Here is a 19,449-nt window from a genome sequence, read left to right as displayed (position 1 = left end):
GAGCATTGAGCACCGTGCAGGAGGCCAGCGGCAAGACCCCGGCGGTGTCGCCGGAGGCCGGCGTGCCCCTGCACCGGCAGCTTTTTCTGGTGTTGCACGATGAGATCGACCGCGGCGTCCTGGGGCCCGGAGATGCGTTGCCCACCGAGGCGGCATTGGGCGAGCAGTTCGGCGTTTCTCGAATCACAGTGCGTCGGGCACTAGCTGACCTGGCCGACCTGGGATACATCGAGCGCAGGCAGGGCGTCGGCTCCTTCGTGCGGGAACACGGTCCTTCCGATCCGTCCCCCGCCGGCCGTTCTTACTTGGACACGTTGCGGCAGACACAGTTCGAGACCGAGGTTGAGGTCCTTGAACTTGGTGTGCGACAACCGCCACGACTTGTCGCTGAAACCCTCGATACCACAGGCGAACTGCTTCACATCGTGCGCGTGCGCCGGCAACGCAGGACCGGTGAACCGCTGATCGTCACCGAGGCTTGGCTACCGGTCCATCTCTCCGACACGCTGACCGCGTCGGCGCTGCAGCGCACGGCGTTGTACGAATTGTTGTCCGAGGCTGGGGTGGTGGTCGACCGGATGCGCCACGAGATCACCGCCGAGATCGCCGGTCCGCGCAACGCCGGACTGCTCGATACCGCGATCGGTGCCGCCCTGCTGCGTGTCAACCGCCTGGTATGGGTGGCCGGCATGCCACACCACTTCCTGTCGATCCTGTTGTCGCCCAGCCGTAGCCGAGTGCTGCTCAGTCAGTCGGGCAGCGAAGCGGGATCTGTCGACGGGTTGGCATTCGCCCACGATGTCCGTGGTGACAGACGCTAATTGCGGTAGGCCCACAGACAAGCTGAACTAGAGGGCGGCCTCGATCGCCTCGGCATCGGGCGCACAGGAGCCCGCCCCGGCGACCAGTGTCGCCAGCGCCCCGGCGGCGCAGGCCCGCCGCAGGGCGTGCTTGCGCTGCTCCGGTGATCCCGGGCCGGACGGCCAGTGCGCGGCCAGCACACCGGCGAACACATCACCGGCGCCCGTTGTGTCAACGGCGCTCACCGCCGGGGCCGGGACGGTGAACTCACCGTCCACACCGGTGTATCGAGCCCCCCGAGCACCCAGGGTGATAACGAAGTGCGGAGCACGCCAACTCCATTGGGCCGCCTCGGCCTCATTGGCGATCACCACGTCTGCGACCGCCGCCAAGTCCGCCAGTTTGGCGTGGGCCTGGGCGACCGGCGAGGCATTGACCATGACCACCGCACCGGCCGACCTGGCTTGCTGCGCCGCCGCCAACGCCGTCGGCACCGCAATCTCCAACTGGGTCAACAACACCTCGCAACCGGTAACCAAATCTGAGGTCACGCTCAGCTCGGCGTTAGCCCCCGGCGCCACCACGATGGTGTTTTCGGCATTGGCGTCCACCATGATGATTGCCGTGCCGCTCGGACCCGCCACTGCGACGGCACCGTCTAAACCGATGCCGTTGGCCCGCAGATGATTCCGCAAGACCTGTGCTGCTGCATCGTCGCCGAAGGCGCCGACGAACTGGACCTGGGCGCCCGCGCGCGCTGCGGCCACTGCCTGATTGGCGCCCTTGCCGCCCGGCGCATGAGCCAGTGAAGACGCCAACACGGTTTCACCCGGGCGGGGTAAGGCCGTCACCTGAAACGTCAGATCCATGTTCACGCTGCCCACCACACAGACTCGCGTCACCATCCGCTGAGGTTATGAATCACCGGCCGGTTACACAACAGTTCGCGGCGACAGTCCGCAACGGGTCGGTATCGACCGCAGGTCAGTTTCTGTCAAACAGCATTTCCGGTGCTCATTGCCGCTAGTCTGCTGCGAGATCGGTCGTGCAGCCCGTATGCGAAAGGAAACCGATGACATCGGGGCAGCCAACGGAGCCGGTGGCGGATGTCGCGCCCCAAGCCCTCAAGCGTGGGCGCCGGCACCGGTTGCTGCCTCGGGTGGGCATCCAGTCCAAGCTCTTGGTCACGCTCTTGGTCTGCAGCATCATGTCGGTCGCGTTAGTAGGCGTCATCGGTTATCTCTCGGGCCGATCGGCATTGCGCGACTTGGCATCCGAACGGTTGGTTGAATTACGGGAATCGCAGAAGCAACAAATCGAGGCGCTGTTCCGAGAAATGACGAACGCGCTCGTCGTCTACAGCAGCGGCTTCAGCGTTGTGGAGGCAACCCAAGCGTTCACCGCGGGATTCGCCCAATTGGCCAACGCTACGATCGACCCCGCCCAGCAGCAGGCGCTGGTCAACTACTACAACAATCAGCTGATCAAACCGATCAGTCGGACCACGGGTGACGATCTCGACATCAACGCACTGATGCCCAGCACCAACGCGGAGAAATACTTACAGGCGCACTACACGGCACCGTTCACCTCGGCCGCCGACGCGATAGCCCACGAGGACGCCGGGGACGGCAGCGCATGGACGGCGGCCAACGCCAAATTCAATTTCTACTTGCGCAGCGTCGTCACCCGGTTCGAATATCGCGACGCGCTCCTGCTCGACATGGACGGCAACGTCGTCTACACCGTGAACAAGGGTCCCGACCTCGGCACGAACGTCCTCACCGGCCCGTACCGCGAGACCAATCTGCGCGAGGCATACCAGAAAGCGTTGCGCTCCAACGACGTCGACTTCGTCTGGATCACCGACTTCCAGCAGTATCAACCGCAACTCGACGCGCCGACGGCCTGGGTGGTCTCGCCGGTCGGGATGAACGGCAAGATCCAAGGCGTGATGGCGCTTCCGGTGCCCATCTCGAAGATCAACAAGATCATGAACGCCGACAAGCACTGGGAAAACGCCGGCATGGGTCCCTCGACCGAAACCTATCTGGCCGGCTCGGACAACCTGATGCGTTCGGATTCGCGGATTTTTCTCCAGGATCCCAACGAATACAAGCGCGAAGCGGTGCAAGCCGGCACTCCGCCCGACATCGTCAACAACGCCATTCGGTTGGGCGGGACGACGCTGGTGCAGCCGGTGCCGAGCCGAGGTCTTCGGGCTGCCCTGCGGGGCCAATCCGGCGTGGACAGCGACACCGATTACCTCGGCAACAGGGAGCTGGAAGCCTATGCGCCGCTGAACATCCCGAACTCCGACCTGCACTGGTCGATTCTGGCCACGCGCGACGACGCGGATGCTTACGCACGGCTGGCCTCGTTCGGCAAGACGCTGGTGATCGCGGTCTCGGTGATGATCCTGGTCATCTGTGTGGCGTCGATGCTGCTCGCCCAAGTGCTGCTGCGGCCGATCCGACGGCTGCAAGCCGGCACCCAGAAATTCAGTTCCGGTGAGTACGAGGTCACCATCCCGGTGACCACCCGGGACGAAATCGGCGATCTCACCGCCGCGTTCAACGAGATGGGCCGCAATCTGGCGATCAAGGAAGAGCTGCTCAACGAGCAGCGTCGGGAAAAAGACGCATTGCTCCTGGCGCTGATGCCCGAGCCGGTCGCTCAGCGGTATCGCGACGGGGAAGAGGTCATCGCGCAAAAGCATCAGAATGTCAGCGTGATCTTCGCCGACATCGTCGGCGTGGACGAGATCTCGAACAACATGTCCAGCGATGAACTCATCGGTATCGTCGACGACTTGTTCCGCCAGTTCGATTCCGCCGCAGAGGCCCTCGGTGTCGAACGAATCCGCACCTTCCACAACGGGTATCTCGCCAGCTGCGGGATCACCACTCCGCGTCTGGACAACATCCACCGCAGCGTCGACTTCGCGCTGGAGATGGGCCGCATCATCGACCGATTCAACAGTCAGACCGGTCACAATCTGCGTCTGCGAGTCGGCATCAACAACGGCGCCGTCATCACCGGGTTGGTGGGCCGATCCAGCCTCGCCTATGACATGTGGGGCGGCGCGGTCAGCCTGGCCTATCAAATGCACAGCGGCGCACCGCAACCCGGCATCTATGTCACCGCGCAGGTCTACGAGGCGATGCGGGACCTGTGGCGGTTCGACGCGGCCGGAACCATCTCGGTCAACGGAACAGAGCAGCAGATCTGGCAACTGTCGGAGCGCCAATGAATATGTTCAGCTCGGCGTGGTTCTACTGGGCCGTCGGGGTCGGGCTGGGATTGCCGGTCGTCATCGTCTTGCTGACCGAAGTTCAGCACACGTTGGTCCGCCGGCGCAGCCGCCTGGTCCGCCAGGTCGGCCTGGTACGCAATTACATGGTGCCGCTGGGCGCGCTGTTGCTGCTCATCGTCAAGGCGACCCAGGTGCCCGCCCACGACACCGTGGTGCGCATCCTCACGACGCTGTTCGGGTTCCTGGTGCTGGTGCTGCTGGTGTCCGCGCTCAACGCCACCCTCTTCGAGAGCGCACCGCAAGATTCCTGGCGCAAACGGTTGCCCGTCATCTTCCTCGACGTGGCACGGTTCGCGGTCATCGGAGTGGGACTGGCGGTGATCCTGTCCTACATCTGGGGTGTGCGCATCGCCGGTGTTTTCACCGCGGTCGGCGTGACCTCCGTCGTCATCGGCCTGATGCTGCAGAACTCGGTGGGCCAGATCGTCTCGGGCTTGTTCATGCTGTTCGAACAGCCCTTCCGGATCGACGATTGGCTGGACACCAACACAGCGCGAGGGCGAGTCGTCGAGGTGAACTGGCGCGCCGTGCACATCGCGACCGGCGGGGGCATGCGCATCACACCCAACGCGGTGCTGGCCAGCACGCCGTTCACCAACCTCAGCCGCCCGCCGGGCACCTACAAGTTGGCCATCACCACGATTTTCTCCAACGACGACCCGCCCGACCAGGTCTGCTCGTTGCTGTCCCGGGTGGCCAGTGCGCTGCCCCAGCTCAAGCCCGGAACCGAGCCGAAATCGGTACCGCTGGGCAACCTCGAATACCGCACCACGATCGGGTTGACCTCACCGGCCGACGACGGCGCCGCCAAAGCCACCTTCCTGCGCTGGATCTGGTACGCCGCGCGCCGCGAAGGTTTGCACCTCGACGAGGCCGACGACGACTTCTCGACGCCGGAACGGGTGCGCGACGCAGTGCGCAGAGTCGTGGCACCGGCGTTGCGGCTCAACGAGACCGACCAGCAATCGCTGCTGCCCCGCGCGCGGATCGTGCGATACGGCACCGACGAGGTGGTCGAATACGCCGGTCAGGTGCCGGCGGGGATGACGTTTTTGATCTCCGGTCGGGTGCGGTTGACCACTACCGCACCCGATGGTTCGGTGGTGCCGATCAGCACGTTGAACGAAGGATCCTTCCTGGGAGTGACGGCGCTGACGCGCCAACCGAACTTGGCCAGCGCCTACGCACTCGACGAGGTGACCGCGGTGGTGATCGAGCGCGACCATCTCGAACACCTGGTGATGCGGGAACCGTTGTTGTTGCAAGACCTTGGCCACATCCTCGAAGAGCGGCAGAGCAAGGTGCGCCGCAGCGGCCGCGGTGAGCGGATAAGTTGACGGGTCAGCGGTATCGGGGGCAGCCTCGCGACCGCTCGTCGCGGATTTCCGGAAGCTGTGCCCAGCCCGATACCCTGGGTTAATGAGTCTGGAAGCACCTGCCCGCAGCGCAGCGGCCCAGCAGTCTGACTTGCGCCAGGAGGTGCACGACGCCGCCCGCCGCGCCCGGGTGGCCGCTCGAGTGCTGGCTACGGTGCCCACGGCGGTCAAGAACCGCGCGCTGCACACCGCCGCCGACGCGTTGCTGGCGCACACCAGTGACATCCTGGCCGCCAACGCCCTAGACCTGGATGCCGCGCGGGCCGCCGACACGCCCGCCGCGATGCTCGACCGGCTGGCGCTCAACCCGCAGCGCGTCGACGGCATCGCCGCCGGGCTGCGGCAGGTGGCGGGTCTGCCCGACCCGGTCGGAGAGGTGCTGCGCGGCTACACACTGCCCAACGGCTTACAACTGCGCCAGCAGCGGGTGCCGCTGGGCGTGGTCGGCATGATCTACGAAGGCCGTCCCAATGTCACCGTCGACGCCTTCGGGCTGACCCTCAAATCGGGCAATGCGGCGCTGCTGCGCGGCAGCTCCTCGGCGGCGAAGTCCAATGCGGCGCTGGTCGCGGTGTTGCGCGAGGCCCTGGTTGCCGAGGAACTTCCCGCCGACGCCGTCCAGCTCCTGTCCTCGGCCGACCGGTCCACCGTCACCCACCTCATCCAGGCCCGCGGTCTGGTCGACGTGGCGATTCCGCGCGGGGGAGCGGGTCTGATCGATGCGGTGGTGCGCGACGCGCAGGTCCCGACCATCGAAACCGGTGTCGGCAACTGCCACGTCTACATCGACCAAGCCGCCGACCTGGACATCGCCGAACGCATCCTGCTGAACTCCAAGACCCGCCGGCCCAGCGTCTGCAACGCCGCCGAGACGCTCCTGGTCGACTCGGCTATCGCCGAGCACGCGCTGCCCCGGCTGCTGACCGCGTTGCAGGACGCCGGAGTGAGTGTGCACCTGGACCCCGACGACGCCGACCTGCGCCGCGAATACCTGTCCATGGACATCGCGGTAGCAGTGGTCGACGGCGTGGACGCGGCCATCGCGCACATCAACGAGTACGGAACCGGACACACCGAAGCCATCGTCACCACCAATCTGGCTGCCGCCCAACGATTTACCGAACAGGTCGACGCGGCCGCGGTGATGGTGAACGCGTCGACGTCGTTTACCGACGGCGAGCAGTTCGGTTTCGGCGCCGAGATCGGGATCTCCACTCAAAAGCTGCACGCCCGCGGCCCGATGGGGCTGCCGGAATTGACCTCGACCAAGTGGATCGTGTGGGGCTCGCCCGTGACTGGCCACACCCGGCCGGCCTGACACCTAGGAGTACATCTGATGAGCGTGCCCGCACAGTCCGTGCCGTTGTTCGCCGATATCGCCGACGTGTCCCGGCGCCTGGCCGAAACCGGCTACTTGCCCGACACCGCGACCGCGACGGCGGTGTTCCTGGCCGACCGGCTCGGCAAGCCGCTGCTCGTGGAAGGTCCCGCCGGGGTCGGCAAGACCGAGCTGGCCCGCGCCATCGCGCAGGCCACCGGGTCCGGGCTGGTCCGGCTGCAGTGCTACGAGGGCGTCGACGAAGCGCGCGCCCTATACGAGTGGAACCACGCCAAGCAGATCCTGCGGATCCAGGCCGGCTCCGGTGACTGGCAGGCCACCAAGACCGACGTGTTCAGCGAGGAGTTCCTGCTGCAGCGTCCACTGCTGACCGCCATCCGGCGCACCGACCCGACGGTGTTGCTCATCGACGAAACCGACAAGGCCGACATCGAGATCGAGGGCTTGCTACTCGAGGTGCTGTCGGACTTCGCGGTCACCGTGCCCGAGCTCGGGACGATCACCGCGGAGCGGACACCGCTGGTAGTGCTGACCTCCAACGCGACGCGCGAGTTGTCCGAGGCGCTCAAGCGTCGTTGCCTGTTCCTGCACATCGACTTCCCGTCGCCGGAACTGGAACGCCGGATCCTGCTCTCCCGCGTGCCTGAGCTGCCCGAGCACCTCGCCGAAGAACTGGTGCGGATCATCGGCGTGCTACGCGGTATGCAACTCAAGAAGGTGCCGTCGATCGCCGAGACCATCGACTGGGGACGCACCCTGCTGGCACTGGGCCTGGACACCATCGACGACGCCGTGGTCGCCGCTACCTTGGGCGTCGTCCTCAAACACCAGTCCGACCAGAAACGCGCCGCCGGGGAATTAAGGCTGAACTGATGGCCACCCGACGCATCCGCCCCACCCGGCCGCTGGCCCCGCACGGGCTGCCCGGTCATCTGGTCGGGTTCGTGGAAGCGCTTCGCGGCAGCGGCATTGCGGTGGGGCCGTCGGAAACGGTGGACGCCGGACGCGTCATGGCAACGCTGGGGTTGGGTGATCGCGAGGTGCTGCGCGAAGGCATCGCCTGCGCGGTGCTGCGCCGCCCCGATCACCGCGACACCTATGACGCCATGTTCGACCTGTGGTTTCCCGCCGCGTTGGGGGCGCGCGTGGTGGTGACCGACGAAGCTCCCGACGAGGACTCCGAGGGACTGCCGCCCGACGACGTCGAGGCGATGCGGCAGATGCTGCTCGACCTGCTCAACGACAACCAAGATCTGGCCGACATGGATGAGCGGCTGGTGGCGATGATCGCCCGCATCGTGGAGGCCTACGGTAAGTACAGTTCCAGCCGCGGCCCGTCGTACTCGTCGTACCAGGCGCTCAAAGCGATGGCGCTGGATGAGCTCGAAGGCAAGCTGCTGGCCGGTTTGCTCGCTCCGTACGGTGACGAACCGACACCCAGCCAGGAGCAGATCGCCAAAGCCCTTGCCGCGCAGAAGATCGCGCAGCTACGCAAGATGGTCGACGCCGAGACCAAGCGGCGCACCGCGGAGCAACTCGGCCGCGACCACGTGCAGATGTACGGCATCCCGCAGCTTTCGGAGAATGTCGAGTTCTTGCGGGCCTCCGGTGAGCAGTTGCGGCAGATGCGCCGGGTGGTGGCGCCGTTGGCTCGCACCCTGGCTACCCGGTTGGCCGCCCGCCGGCGCCGCTCCCGCGCCGGGACCGTCGATTTGCGCAAGACCCTGCGCAAATCGATGTCCACCGGCGGTGTCCCCATCGAGGTGGTCCTCAAGAAGCCGCGCCCGGCGCGTCCCGAACTGGTTGTCCTTTGTGATGTTTCGGGATCGGTGGCGGGTTTCAGCCACTTCACCCTGCTGCTGGTGCACGCGCTGCGCCAACAGTTCTCCCGCGTTCGCGTCTTCGCTTTCATCGACACCACCGACGAGGTGACCCACATGTTCGGGCCCGAAGCGGACCTTGCGGTGGCGATCCAGCGGATCACCCGCGAGGCCGGGGTGTATGCCCGTGACGGCCATTCCGACTACGGCAATGCGTTCGTCTCGTTCGTACAGGCTTTCCCGAACGTATTGTCGCCGCGCAGTTCTCTGTTGGTTCTGGGTGACGGTCGCACCAACTACCGCAACCCGGCCACCGACGTGCTCGAAGACATGGTGACCGCGGCGCGGCATGCGCACTGGCTCAATCCCGAACCCAGGCACCTGTGGGGAAGCGGTGACTCCGCAGTGCCACGCTACGAAGAAGTGATCACGATGCACGAGTGCCGCTCGGCCAAGCAGTTGGCCGCGGTGATCGATCAGTTGTTGCCGGTGTAGGCGGTCACGGCCCGGATTCACGTGGGCGCGCCTGCCGCGTCCTTCCGCATCACCACCAGGTCAAGTAGGAAGCCGGGGCCGTAGGGAACTTGCGCGGTTGCGATCACCTGGTAGCCCAGCACGCGGCGCATCGCGGCCGCCACCGGCGTGCACATCGTTTCGAAGCGGCGGAACCCGGACAGCCTGGCAGCGGTTTCGGTGGTGCGTGCCAGTAGCGTTGCGATGCCTCGTCGACTCCAGCCAGGGTCAATATAGGTCGAGCGCATCACCGCCGTGCCGCTGGATTCCGCTTTTCGTCCGACGATTGAGTCCACCTGCCCGCTCGTGCTCCAGCCACTACCCCCGACCACTACGCCGTCGATTTCACCCACGTAATACGTGCCCGCTGCCACCAGATCGACGTCCAGCTCATAGATCTTCGCGTCATTGGCGGCACGGACCTGCTCGACGGTGAAATAGGGGGACAGCAGCATGTTCACCGCCAGGGCGGCAATCTCATTCACGCGTGGCAGGTCATCGGCCGTCGCCGTGCGAATGGACAACTGGCGAACCAACGGTTGATCGGTTCCCGGCATTGGCCATTCACCTCCTCGTGCTGCCGACTGCACCAGCTCATCGTCGCGCAGTTCGGGTCTTGCGCTGATGCGAAAAGCGCATAGCGACATACCAGAACGGTCATCGTCAGTCTGCGCCCGGTCGGATTCGATAGTTTTGGCTGAGTCGGGTCGCGACATGACGGCAACCGAAGTCGGTCTGGCGGTCAGCCGCAAAGAGAGAGGTACGGGTAACGATGTCCGTTTATTTCGTTGTGAACGCTGCGATCACCAATCCTGGATTGTTAGCGGAGTACATGGCTGAGGTGGCGCCAGTGCTCTCCCAAATCCCCTGCAAGGTCCTGGTTGTCGACGACGACTCTGAGGTGATCGAAGGTCAGCCGGCCGGTGCCAGGACAGTGATACTGGAATTTCCGTCGCGTCAGGAATTCAACGAGTTCTACAACTCACCGCAATACGAGCCACTGCTGGGGAAACGACTAGCCGCCACTGAAGGATTCGCGCTTTTGGTTTCCGGTTTGTCCGCTGACAGCAGCGGACCGGCCCCCACCACATGAGAAACCACCTGGTTCGATTGTCCGGAACGCGTCGGGGAGCACGCGCGTGCTCAGCGTCGCTTCTGAAACACCAACCAGCGCATCTCGATTGGGCTCATCTCCCGCTCGACGGGGAACACGTCCAAGCCGCTGACCCAATTGGCGTACCAGCTGGTGGGCGGCCAAGCGCCGTCGGGCAGGTTCGCACGCTCGTAGTCGTACACCGAATCGTCGGCAACCAACTCGAGAGGCAATCCGGCGACCGCAGCCGACAGCTCATGCCTGGTGAAAATGCTGGTATACGCCTGCTGCCCGAATTCGCGCGCCGCCTGGTCCGGCACGTAGCCGCCCGAGGCGAGAAACGCGTTGAACACCAGGCGCGCACCCGGGGCCAGGCAGTGCGCCGCCAGTTCGAACAACGCACGCAGTTGTTGGGTGCTACGGAAGTCCGACACCACCTCTGACAGTGCGATCAGCGCGTAGTCCTGCCGCAGATCGTCTCGGGTGGCGAACACGTCCCGCACGATGACGCGCACGTCCAGTGACTCGCGCTCGGCGTCGGCACGAATCATGTCGGCGAACTTCGGGGTCATCTCGACCACGTCGACCGGATGACCGCGGCGCGCCAGGGCCAGCGCGTTGCGGCCGGTACCGGCGCCGATCTCGAGAACCCGGTGGGTGCCCGGTTCGGCGGCGTCGTTGGCCAGCGCCCACACTCGAGCGTCGGGCTCGGTCCCGAACAGCGGCGGCTCGCGGGTGCTGATCCAGTCCTCGTAGGCCGCCTCGACCGTCCACCAGCGCGGCTCGACCTGGTAGTGCAAGGTGGGGCCGATGGGAGCGTTGTAGGAGATGACGATCGAGGACCGCGGGGAAGCCGCGTAAGCCTCGCCCAGCTGACCCTCGAGCACCATGCGAACGTGGGCAAGTTCCTCGTCGGAGAACGTGCGCCCGACGGTGGCGAAAAGGTTTGCGCACATCGACACGTACTCGTCGATCATGCTCGGTACGGCGGGCAGCGTGACCTCGCCGGAGACCACCGAGCGGGTGAACAAGCGCCGGGTCATCGCCTCTTTGAGTGATTGCTGCGGGCCCAGTGACCCGAGCGGCACGTCAGTCACAGACTTCTTCTACCCGACCGAGCCCGCTGATGCTGGGAAACGAAGCGTAAACACATGCTCAAGTAAGCTGGCAAACCGTGCAAAAGCCACTGCGCAGGCTCGGTGTGATGGGTGGGACCTTCGACCCCATCCATTACGGGCACTTGGTTGCCGCCAGCGAGGTGGCCGACCTTTTCGACCTCGACGAGGTCGTCTTTGTACCCAGCGGACAGCCCTGGCAGAAGGAGCGCCACGTCTCCGCGGCCGAGGACAGGTATCTGATGACGGTGATCGCCACCGCCTCCAATCCCCGCTTCTCGGTGAGCCGGGTCGACATCGATCGCGGCGGTCCCACCTATACCAAGGACACATTGCGGGACTTGCACACCCTCAACCCCGACGCCGAGCTGTACTTCATCACCGGTGCCGACGCGCTGGCCACCATCCTGACCTGGCAGGGCTGGGAGGAGGTGTTCGATCTGGCGCGATTCATCGGTGTGAGCCGGCCTGGCTACGAACTGCGCCGCGAACACGTCACCGGGGTCCTGGTTGATCTACCCGAGAACGCGCTGACTTTGGTCGAGATCCCGGCTTTGGCGATCTCGTCCACCGACTGCCGCCGCCGCGCCGAGCAGCAGCGACCACTGTGGTACCTGATGCCCGACGGCGTGGTGCAGTACGTCTCCAAGCGCCGGCTGTACTGCCAGCGTCCGGACGAACACGCTCACCCCACCCAATCCCTACCCGCCGGGAACAACGCATGACCGCCAATCAAGAAGCCATCGACATGGCCCGGATCGCCGCCGCGGCCGCCTCGGCCAAACTGGCCAACGACGTCGTCGTCATCGACGTCTCGGGCCAGCTGGTCATCACCGATTGCTTCGTCATCGCCTCGGCGTCCAACGAGCGGCAGGTCAACGCCATTGTCGACGAGGTGGAAGAGAAGATGCGGCAGGCCGGTCACAAACCGGCACGGCGGGAGGGCGCCCGCGAGGGCCGCTGGACTCTGCTGGACTACCGCGACATCGTGGTGCACATCCAGCACCAGGATGACCGCAACTTCTACGCCCTGGACCGGCTGTGGAGCGACTGCCCGGTCATCGAGGTCGACTTGGGCCCACAACAGTCAGCGGGCGGCGAATGAAAATCCGCCGACTGGTGATGCTCCGGCACGGCCAAACCGGTTACAACCTCGGTAGCCGGATGCAGGGTCAGCTGGACACCGAACTCAGCGAGGTGGGCCGCGCGCAGGCGGTCGCCGCGGCAGAGGCACTCGGCAAGCAGCAACCGCTGCTGATCTTGTCCTCGGACCTGCGGCGCGCCTACGACACGGCGATCAAGCTCAGCGAGCGAACCGGCCTGCCGGTGCGGGCGGATGCGCGCCTCCGGGAAACCCACCTGGGCGACTGGCAGGGGCTGACGCACAACCAGGTCGACGCCGGGGCGCCCGGTGCTCGGGTGGCGTGGCGCGAAGATGCGACCTGGGCCCCGCACGGCGGAGAAAGCCGGGTGGACGTGGCCGCGCGCAGCGTGCCGGTGGTGGCCGAGTTGGTCGCCACCGAACCGGATTGGGGTGACGCCAGCGAGCCCGACCGACCGATCGTGCTGGTTGCCCACGGAGGCTTGATCGCCGCCTTGTCGGCGGCGCTGCTGAAGCTGCCGGTGGACAACTGGCCGGTTCTCGGTGGCCTGGGCAACGCCAGCTGGGTACAGCTCAGCGGCTATTCCGACGACTCCGATGCGCAATTCGACGACATCCGCTGGCGGTTGGACGTGTGGAACGCTTCGGCGCAGGTCTCCGACGATGTCCTCTGAGCTGCCCGCCGAGCAAGGGACCAAACCCGTACTGCTGATTTTCGCCGACTCCCTGGCCTATTACGGGCCCACCGGCGGGCTACCCGCCGATGACCCTCGCATCTGGCCCAATCTCGTTGCGACACAACTGGGTTGGGGCGTCGAACTGATCGGCCGCATCGGCTGGACCTGTCGAGATGTGTGGTGGGCGGCCACCCAGGATCCGCGGTCCTGGGCAGCGCTGCCCAAGGCGGGTGCCGTCGTCTTCGCGACCAGCGGTATGGACTCGCTGCCGTCGGTGCTGCCCACCGCGTTGCGCGAGCTCATCCGCTACGTCCGGCCGCCGTGGCTGCGGCGCTGGGTTCGTGAGGGTTATGGCTGGGTGCAGCCACGGCTGTCGCCGGTGGCCCGGTCCGCGCTGCCGCCACATCTGAGTGTGGAGTACCTCGAGCAAACCCGTGCCGCAATCGATTTCAACCGGCCCGGCATCCCGATGGTGGCTTCGCTGCCGTCGGTGCATATCGCCGAGACTTACGGCAAGGCACACCACGGGCGGGCCGGAACGGCGGCGGCCATCACCGACTGGGCGCAGCGCCACCATGTTCCGTTGGTGGATCTCAAAGCCGCTGTGGGCGAAGAGATTTTGAGTGGGCGTGGCAATCCCGACGGTATCCACTGGAACTTCGAAGCTCATCAGGCGGTGGCGGAGTTGATGCTCAAAGCTCTGGCCGAAGCAGGGGTGCCCAATCAGAAGCCGCGCGCCTAGTGACCGGCGACGATGCAGAGCGAAGCGATGAGGAGAAGTGGCGCTAATGACTTGCGCCGGCGACGATGCAGAGCGAAGCGATGAGGAGGAGTGGCGCCGATGACAGTCGTGGTGGTCACCGACACCTCCTCGCGCCTGCCGCCCGACCTGCGCGACCAGTGGAGCATCCGCGAGGTGCCGCTGCACATCCTGCTCGACGACGCTGACTTGCGCGACGGCGTGGACGACGTCCCCGACGACATCCACAAACGCAACGCTACGACCGCGGCGGCCACCCCGGCCGAACTGGCCAACGCCTACCAGCAGGCGTTGGCCGACAGCGGCGGTGACGGAGTGGTCGCGGTGCACATCTCCTCGGCGCTGTCGGGCACCTACGGTGCCGCCGAGCGGACCGCCGCCGATCTCGACCCCGCCATCCGTGTCATCGATTCCAAGTCCGCCGCGATGGGCGCCGGTTTCACCGTGCTGACCGCCGCGCGGGCGGCGGCCAACGGCGCCGATCTGGACACCGTCGCCAGCATCGCCGCGGCCGCGGTGCGGCGCAGCCACGCCATGATGGTCGTGCACCGCCTGGACAACCTGCGTCGCAGCGGCCGCATCGGTGGCGCGAAGGCGTGGTTGGGTACCGCGCTGGCGCTCAAGCCGGTGTTGCGCATCGATGACGGCAAGTTGGTTCTGGCGCAACGCGTCCGAACGTCCAAGCATGCGACGGCCGCCATGATCGACCGGGTGTGCGACATTGTCGGTGACAATGCTGCCGCGCTGGCTGTGCACCACGTCGCCAACCCGGACGGCGCCACGGAGGTCGCCGCCGAATTGGCGCAGCGGCTACCGGCGTGCGAGCCGGCGATCATCACCCCGATGGGGCCGGTGCTCGCGTTGCACGTCGGCGACGGGGCGGTCGCGGTCTGCCTGGCGCTACCCGAAACCTAAACCGGGACAGCGGCTTTGGCCGGGGCCTTACTCAACGGCCGGGCGTGGTCACCGCGCGGGTGCACCACCTGCGGCCACCAGAACCACCGACCCAGCAGCGTGGCGATCGAGGGCATCAACAGGGTGCGCACAATCAACGTGTCCAACAGCAGACCGATGCAGACGGTGGACCCGAACTGGCCCAACACCCGCAATTCACTGCCCAGCATCGCGGCCATGGTGAAGGCGAACACCAGACCGGCGGCCGTCACCACTCCACCGGTGCCCGCCATCGACCGGATGATCCCCGTCTTGAGCCCGTGATGGATCTCTTCCTTGAACCGGGAAACCAGCAACAGGTTGTAGTCAGACCCCACGGCCAACAGGATGATGACCGACAGCGCCGCCACAATCCAGTGGATCCTGATGCCGAACAGGTCCTGCCAGATGAGCACGGACAACCCGAACGAGGCGGCGATCGAGCTGGCCGCGGTGCCGACGATCACCAGCGCGGCCACCACACTGCGGGTCAGCAGCAGCATGATCATGAAGATCAGCGTCAGCGCCGAAACCACCGCGATCATGAGGTCATACTTCTCGCCGTCGGCCATATCTTTGAAGGTCGCGGCGGTGCCGCCGAGGTACACCCGCGCATCGGACAGCGAGGACTGCTTCAAAGCCTCCTGCGCTGCGGTCCGCTCCGACTCGACTCGCGAAATCCCTTCTGGCGTCATGGGATCGCCCTGATGGGTGATGAAGAACCGCGCCGACTTGCCGTCCGGTGACAGGAACATGCGCAGACCCGTCTGGAAGTCAGGGTTGTCGAACGCTTCTGGCGGCAGGTAGAAGAAATCGTCGTTCTTGGACGCATCAAAGCTCTGCCCCATCACGACCGCGGTATTGCTCATCGCCTCCATCTGATTGATCATCGCCGAGAAGGTGGCGTGCATCGTCAGCGTGAGACCCTTTGTGGTCTTCATCGTTTCGATCATCGGCGGGATCAGCACCAGCATCTCGTGGGTGGCCTGCGCCGTCCGGCCGATGTCAGCCGAAAGTTGATGGAATTTCTCGGCCAGCTGGTCGAACCCGTCCAAGGCGTCGAACAGGGATCGGATCGACCAGCAGATCGGGATGTCGTAGCAGTGCTTCTCCCAGTAGAAGTAACTACGGATGGGCCGCCAGAAGTCGTCGAAATCGGCGACGTGGTCGCGCAGGTTGTCGGTGATCTCCGAGGTTTCGGCGGTCGTTCGCGCGCTGTCGTCGGCGGCGTTGGCCAGACCCTGGGTGACCTGGTACATGCGTTGCATCGTCTCGATCATGAACTGCATCGAGTCAGCCATCTTGAGGATGTCGGACATGCGGTCCTTGAGGAAATCCATGTTCTGCATGGTCGTCTGGCTCTGAATGCTGTTTTGAAACGGTATGGAACTGTGCTGAATCGGGATGCCCAGCGGTCTGGTGATGTCTTGAATCATGGCGATCCCGACGGTGCGGATCTCGTTCTTCGCGACTTTGTCCAAGACCAGCATGTCGGCCGGGTTCCGCATGTCGTGGTCGGCCTCGACCATCAACATGTCCGGGTTCATCCGGGCCTGCGAGAAGTGCCGGTCCGCGGCGGCCTGCCCGACGTTGGACGGGGCCGAGGTCGGCAGGTAGTAGCGATCGTTGTAACTGGTCTTATAGCCCGGCAGGGCAACCATCCCGACCAGTACGACCGCAGCGCTGACGGCCAAAACCGCTGCGGGCCAACGCACCACCGCAGTGCCGACGCGACGCCAGAGCCGACCCCGTTTGGCGGCCCGCTTTGACTCGAACAGATGGAAGCGACTGCCCACGAACACCACCGCCGGGCCCAGCGTGAGTCCGGCGGCCACGACGACCAGCATGCCGATCGCAACCGGCGCGCCCATGGTGTTGAACCAGGGCAGCCGCGAGAAGCTCAGGCAATATGTGGCCCCGGCGATGGTCAGGCCCGACCCTAGAACCACCGGGGCCACGCCACGAAATGTGGTGTAGTAGGCGGTTTCTCGGTCTTCACCGGCTGCCAGTGCCTCCTGATAGCGGCCGACTAGGAAGATGCCGTAGTCCGTCCCGGCCGCGATGGCCAGCATGGTGAGGATGTTGGCGGCGAATGTGGTCAGCCCGAAGACGTTGTGGTAACCCAGGACTGCGACCACTCCGCGCGCGCACGCCAGCGCCACGAAGGTCATGAACAGCTGCACGATGGTGGTCACGATGGAGCGGTACACCAGCAGCAACATGATCGCGATGGCACCGAGGGTGAACAGCGTGATCTTGGCCAGGCTGGCGTTGCCGATCAAGTGCATGTCGTCGCTGAGCGCCGCGGGCCCGGTGACGTAAGCCTTCACCCCGGGCGGAGGCGGGTTGTGCTCGATCACCTTGCGGACGACGTCGACGGAATCGTTGGCCAGCGTCGTGCCCTGGTTGCCGGCGAGGTTGAGCATGACGTAAGCGCCCTTGGCGTCGGCACTCTGCGCTCCTGCGGCGGTCAGCCGGTCACCCCAGAAGTCCTGAATGTGCTGGATGTGCTTGGGATCTTGGCGCAGTTGCCGAATCAACTCGTCGTAGTAGCGGTGCGCGGGGTCACCGAGGGGCTGCTGACCCTCCAGCACGATCATCACGGTGCTGTTCGAGTCGAACTCGTGGAAGTTCTGACCCAGACGCATCATCGCCTTCATCGACGGCGCGTCCAACGGCGTCATCGGCGCCGAATGCTGCTCGCTGACGGTTTCCAGCGTCGGCACGATGACGTTGGTGAGGACGGTGATGAAGACCCAGACCAGAATGATCGGCACCGCCAAGATGCGGATCGTGTGGGGAATGACCGGGCGGTGGCCGCGCTCGGGTTTGGCGGGCCGCTGCGTGAGGATCGGGCCGGTGTCTGCGCTGTCTTCGTTATTCAGGTGGCTCTTGTGATTCAGCTCGCTCATGCAGATTTCACCAAGCAGAAGGTCTGGGCGTTTTCGCCGTCGGCTTGTTGATGTTCGCGGACGACACCGTCCACTGTGATGCGACAGCTGATTTGGCTGCTGTCACTTTGCGCCATGATGTTGGCGCTCACCGACGGCAACGTAGTCGAGATCGTCGTCGACCACGGCAGCGGCACGCTGTTGACCTGATGGGTGTTGGCGTTCTCGTCCCAGTAGTTGATGTTGGCGGTAGCGCCGGGCGGTCCGGACACCTCGTAGACGACAACCTTGGGATTGAACTGCACAATCTCGATTCCGGCGCCGGCGTTGGCGTTGAGGTCTTGGGATCCGAAGATCTTGTGCAACCTAGAGACAACGAGTCCTGAGACGGCGAGGACGACCACCAAGAGCAGGGGAATCCACCCCTTCTTCAGCACCCGCGCTATGGGAACCGACTGCATAGCCACCGCCTTCTGCCGCCTTCTTGGGCACCGAACAGGACCTGTAACGCCCCGCCGGGGAGCTTGCTTCCCACGCCAGCAAAAATTGACGCGAACGAAACCTTTGCTCGGCTAAGTATCGTAAACCTTAGTGCACGGCAGCGTTCCTCCGGGTGGCCCGGATGTGTCCAACGACATAGGTGTTATCGGCCCACCCGGCCGGTCACCGGCGGTAAGTCGGCCAGTGTGACGATGCCCGGTTCGGCGGCGACCACCGCCGGAACCGCGTTGGTGACCGGCATGGCGGTGTAGATCATGCCCAGTCCCATGAAGCCCGGTTCGGTCCAATCCTTGGGCGGCAGGCAATGCAAGACCGTGCGCATGTTGGGCAGCCCGAACACCTGAATCACGTGTCCGTGCTCCAGCGGCTTGGGTGGCACGACGTGGTTGCCCATGGTCCAGTTGAATCCGACCGAGACGACGTTGCGGTCACCTACCCAGCCGCGGTGATAGCCGTAGACACTGCCGACCGTGCCGGCCGGGATCTTCATGAACCCGAGGTCACTGTCCGCGGTGGCGGCGGTGAAGGTGACGTCAAAGGTCATCCGGTCCAGCTTCGCGCCGATCGCGTCGGCCATCATCGCCGCCGATTCGGCGAAGACTTCACTTTCCCTTCGCACGTTCTCGGCCAGACCCGGGGTGTCGGGGTCCTGCGAAAACCCCATCGCCGTCTGGGTCTCCGCTGATTCGTAGGTTGAGCAGTCCACCGATTCGGTGATGCGGATCTCGTCGACCCGCTCACAGGAGGCGCTGAGCACCATGCCGACCATGTTCGTCATTCCCGGATGTGCACCGCTGCCGAAGATGGTGGCACCGCCCCGCCGGCACGCGTCGACGATGCGCTCGCGGTCCTGCGGGCTCTGCTTGCCGCCGGTGATCCAGGCGGCGCTCGAGCAGACGTTGACCCCCGATTCCAGCAGCCGAACCAGCTCATCGATGTTGGGCCACAACGGGTTATAGCAACACGCGTCAGCCCCCAAGGCGAGCAGCGCGTCGATGTCGTTGGTGGCCAGTATCCCCGTCGGCTCCGGCCAGCCCGCCAACTCGGCGGCGTCCACGCCGACTTTCTCCGGTCCGTGGGCGTACACGCCGACCAGTTCCATGTCGTCTCGGCCGATGATCGCGTGCAGTGACCGCCGCCCGATGTTGCCGGTCGTCCACTGGATCACGCGTAACGGGCGGTGTGCGCCGGTCGTGGTCATCGGATCGCTCC

At 65.2% G+C, this 19,449-nt stretch carries 18 protein-coding genes; 12 read left to right on the top strand and 6 right to left on the bottom strand.

The annotated features are described in order from the left end of the window. The first annotated feature begins 5 nt into the window (after positions 1-5). Positions 6-821 carry a GntR family transcriptional regulator gene (locus I2456_RS18130; RefSeq protein WP_276052444.1) on the top strand — a complete coding sequence of 272 codons (816 nt, stop codon included), beginning with the start codon at positions 6-8 and terminating at the stop codon, positions 819-821. A gap of 27 nt (positions 822-848) precedes the next feature. Here the strand turns inward: I2456_RS18130 and I2456_RS18125 are convergent, their stop codons facing one another. Then, complete coding sequence (locus tag I2456_RS18125; RefSeq protein ID WP_085073370.1) at positions 849-1,706, bottom strand: ribokinase; 858 nt, start codon at positions 1,704-1,706, stop codon at positions 849-851. Between the two features lie 167 nt (positions 1,707-1,873). Between I2456_RS18125 and I2456_RS18120 the strand changes: the two genes are divergently transcribed. From I2456_RS18120 to I2456_RS18100, 5 genes are all read left to right on the top strand, one after another. Next, positions 1,874-4,054: an adenylate/guanylate cyclase domain-containing protein gene (locus I2456_RS18120; protein ID WP_085073369.1), complete on the top strand. Its 2,181-nt coding sequence runs from the start codon at positions 1,874-1,876 to the stop codon at positions 4,052-4,054. Further along, on the top strand, positions 4,051-5,454 hold the full coding sequence (locus I2456_RS18115; RefSeq protein ID WP_085073368.1) for a mechanosensitive ion channel domain-containing protein: 1,404 nt from the start codon (positions 4,051-4,053) through the stop codon (positions 5,452-5,454). Before I2456_RS18120 ends, I2456_RS18115 begins: the two co-directional genes overlap by 4 nt. Before the next feature lie 82 nt (positions 5,455-5,536). After that, complete coding sequence (locus I2456_RS18110; RefSeq protein WP_085073367.1) at positions 5,537-6,811, top strand: glutamate-5-semialdehyde dehydrogenase; 1,275 nt, start codon at positions 5,537-5,539, stop codon at positions 6,809-6,811. A gap of 18 nt (positions 6,812-6,829) precedes the next feature. Beyond that, entirely contained in the window at positions 6,830-7,705 is an 876-nt protein-coding gene (locus I2456_RS18105; protein WP_068033527.1) for an AAA family ATPase, read from the top strand. Continuing rightward, complete coding sequence (locus I2456_RS18100; RefSeq protein WP_085073366.1) at positions 7,705-9,147, top strand: vWA domain-containing protein; 1,443 nt, start codon at positions 7,705-7,707, stop codon at positions 9,145-9,147. Before I2456_RS18105 ends, I2456_RS18100 begins: the two co-directional genes overlap by 1 nt. Positions 9,148-9,164: 17 nt before the next feature. Here I2456_RS18100 and I2456_RS18095 read toward each other — a convergent pair whose 3' ends face one another. Further along, a complete protein-coding gene (locus I2456_RS18095) occupies positions 9,165-9,881 on the bottom strand; it encodes a GNAT family N-acetyltransferase (RefSeq protein ID WP_085073365.1) in 717 nt (238 codons plus the stop codon). A gap of 56 nt (positions 9,882-9,937) precedes the next feature. On the opposite strand from I2456_RS18095, the gene I2456_RS18090 reads away from it, so the two are divergent. Further along, positions 9,938-10,258 carry a DUF1330 domain-containing protein gene (locus I2456_RS18090; protein WP_085073364.1) on the top strand — a complete coding sequence of 107 codons (321 nt, stop codon included), beginning with the start codon at positions 9,938-9,940 and terminating at the stop codon, positions 10,256-10,258. A 50-nt stretch (positions 10,259-10,308) separates the two neighbouring features. On the opposite strand, the gene I2456_RS18085 is transcribed toward I2456_RS18090, so the two are convergent. Further along, entirely contained in the window at positions 10,309-11,301 is a 993-nt protein-coding gene (locus I2456_RS18085; RefSeq protein ID WP_139823078.1) for a class I SAM-dependent methyltransferase, read from the bottom strand. Positions 11,302-11,462: 161 nt separating this feature from the next. Here I2456_RS18085 and nadD point away from each other — a divergent pair, with 161 nt between their 5' ends. The 5 genes from nadD (at position 11,463) to I2456_RS18060 (ending at position 14,827) form a co-directional block, all read left to right on the top strand. Further along, complete coding sequence (gene nadD / locus I2456_RS18080) at positions 11,463-12,098, top strand: nicotinate-nucleotide adenylyltransferase (protein WP_241008010.1); 636 nt, start codon at positions 11,463-11,465, stop codon at positions 12,096-12,098. Further along, positions 12,095-12,478, top strand: a complete 384-nt coding sequence (gene rsfS, locus I2456_RS18075; RefSeq protein ID WP_068033524.1) for a ribosome silencing factor — start codon at positions 12,095-12,097, stop codon at positions 12,476-12,478. The genes nadD and rsfS overlap by 4 nt, the downstream gene beginning before the upstream one ends. Further along, the gene (gene gpgP, locus I2456_RS18070; protein WP_068161476.1) at positions 12,475-13,149 is read left to right on the top strand and encodes a glucosyl-3-phosphoglycerate phosphatase; all 675 of its coding nucleotides are present in this window, start codon (positions 12,475-12,477) and stop codon (positions 13,147-13,149) included. The genes rsfS and gpgP overlap by 4 nt, the downstream gene beginning before the upstream one ends. Then, positions 13,139-13,894 (top strand): diglucosylglycerate octanoyltransferase, encoded by a 756-nt coding sequence (octT, locus tag I2456_RS18065; protein ID WP_085073361.1) that lies wholly within the window; start codon positions 13,139-13,141, stop codon positions 13,892-13,894. Before gpgP ends, octT begins: the two co-directional genes overlap by 11 nt. A gap of 99 nt (positions 13,895-13,993) precedes the next feature. Beyond that, a complete protein-coding gene (locus I2456_RS18060; protein ID WP_085073360.1) occupies positions 13,994-14,827 on the top strand; it encodes a DegV family protein in 834 nt (277 codons plus the stop codon). Here the strand turns inward: I2456_RS18060 and I2456_RS18055 are convergent. The 3 genes from I2456_RS18055 to I2456_RS18045 all read right to left on the bottom strand — a co-directional run bounded on the left by I2456_RS18055 (position 14,824) and on the right by I2456_RS18045 (position 19,438). Then, the gene (locus I2456_RS18055) at positions 14,824-17,757 is read right to left on the bottom strand and encodes an MMPL/RND family transporter (protein ID WP_085073359.1); all 2,934 of its coding nucleotides are present in this window, start codon (positions 17,755-17,757) and stop codon (positions 14,824-14,826) included. The two genes, I2456_RS18060 and I2456_RS18055, sit on opposite strands and share 4 nt — an antisense overlap. Further along, positions 17,754-18,197, bottom strand: coding sequence for an MmpS family transport accessory protein (locus I2456_RS18050; protein ID WP_085073358.1), 444 nt, complete (start codon positions 18,195-18,197; stop codon positions 17,754-17,756). The genes I2456_RS18055 and I2456_RS18050 overlap by 4 nt, the downstream gene beginning before the upstream one ends. Before the next feature lie 182 nt (positions 18,198-18,379). Further along, positions 18,380-19,438, bottom strand: a complete 1,059-nt coding sequence (locus I2456_RS18045; protein WP_068033519.1) for an NAD(P)H-dependent amine dehydrogenase family protein — start codon at positions 19,436-19,438, stop codon at positions 18,380-18,382. Positions 19,439-19,449: the final 11 nt, after the last annotated feature.

It is taken from the genome of Mycobacterium kubicae (genome assembly GCF_015689175.1).
GTDB lineage: Bacteria > Actinomycetota > Actinomycetes > Mycobacteriales > Mycobacteriaceae > Mycobacterium > Mycobacterium kubicae.
This window is presented reverse-complemented; position numbering and strand designations above follow the sequence as displayed.

Excerpts from the sequence above, each read along its gene's own strand:
- I2456_RS18060 (WP_085073360.1), top strand. The coding sequence starts at position 13,994 with ATGACAGTCGTGGTGGTCACCGACACCTCCTCGCGCCTGCCGCCCGAC.
- I2456_RS18110 (WP_085073367.1), top strand. The coding sequence starts at position 5,537 with ATGAGTCTGGAAGCACCTGCCCGCAGCGCAGCGGCCCAGCAGTCTGAC.
- octT (WP_085073361.1), top strand. The coding sequence starts at position 13,139 with ATGTCCTCTGAGCTGCCCGCCGAGCAAGGGACCAAACCCGTACTGCTG.
- I2456_RS18050 (WP_085073358.1), bottom strand. The coding sequence starts at position 18,197 with ATGCAGTCGGTTCCCATAGCGCGGGTGCTGAAGAAGGGGTGGATTCCC.
- I2456_RS18055 (WP_085073359.1), bottom strand. The coding sequence starts at position 17,757 with ATGAGCGAGCTGAATCACAAGAGCCACCTGAATAACGAAGACAGCGCA.
- I2456_RS18085 (WP_139823078.1), bottom strand. The coding sequence starts at position 11,301 with ATGACCCGGCGCTTGTTCACCCGCTCGGTGGTCTCCGGCGAGGTCACG.
- I2456_RS18115 (WP_085073368.1), top strand. The coding sequence starts at position 4,051 with ATGAATATGTTCAGCTCGGCGTGGTTCTACTGGGCCGTCGGGGTCGGG.
- I2456_RS18045 (WP_068033519.1), bottom strand. The coding sequence starts at position 19,438 with ATGACCACGACCGGCGCACACCGCCCGTTACGCGTGATCCAGTGGACG.
- nadD (WP_241008010.1), top strand. The coding sequence starts at position 11,463 with ATGGGTGGGACCTTCGACCCCATCCATTACGGGCACTTGGTTGCCGCC.
- I2456_RS18100 (WP_085073366.1), top strand. The coding sequence starts at position 7,705 with ATGGCCACCCGACGCATCCGCCCCACCCGGCCGCTGGCCCCGCACGGG.
- I2456_RS18095 (WP_085073365.1), bottom strand. The coding sequence starts at position 9,881 with ATGTCGCGACCCGACTCAGCCAAAACTATCGAATCCGACCGGGCGCAG.
- I2456_RS18105 (WP_068033527.1), top strand. The coding sequence starts at position 6,830 with ATGAGCGTGCCCGCACAGTCCGTGCCGTTGTTCGCCGATATCGCCGAC.
- gpgP (WP_068161476.1), top strand. The coding sequence starts at position 12,475 with ATGAAAATCCGCCGACTGGTGATGCTCCGGCACGGCCAAACCGGTTAC.
- I2456_RS18120 (WP_085073369.1), top strand. The coding sequence starts at position 1,874 with ATGACATCGGGGCAGCCAACGGAGCCGGTGGCGGATGTCGCGCCCCAA.
- I2456_RS18125 (WP_085073370.1), bottom strand. The coding sequence starts at position 1,706 with ATGGTGACGCGAGTCTGTGTGGTGGGCAGCGTGAACATGGATCTGACG.
- I2456_RS18090 (WP_085073364.1), top strand. The coding sequence starts at position 9,938 with ATGTCCGTTTATTTCGTTGTGAACGCTGCGATCACCAATCCTGGATTG.
- rsfS (WP_068033524.1), top strand. The coding sequence starts at position 12,095 with ATGACCGCCAATCAAGAAGCCATCGACATGGCCCGGATCGCCGCCGCG.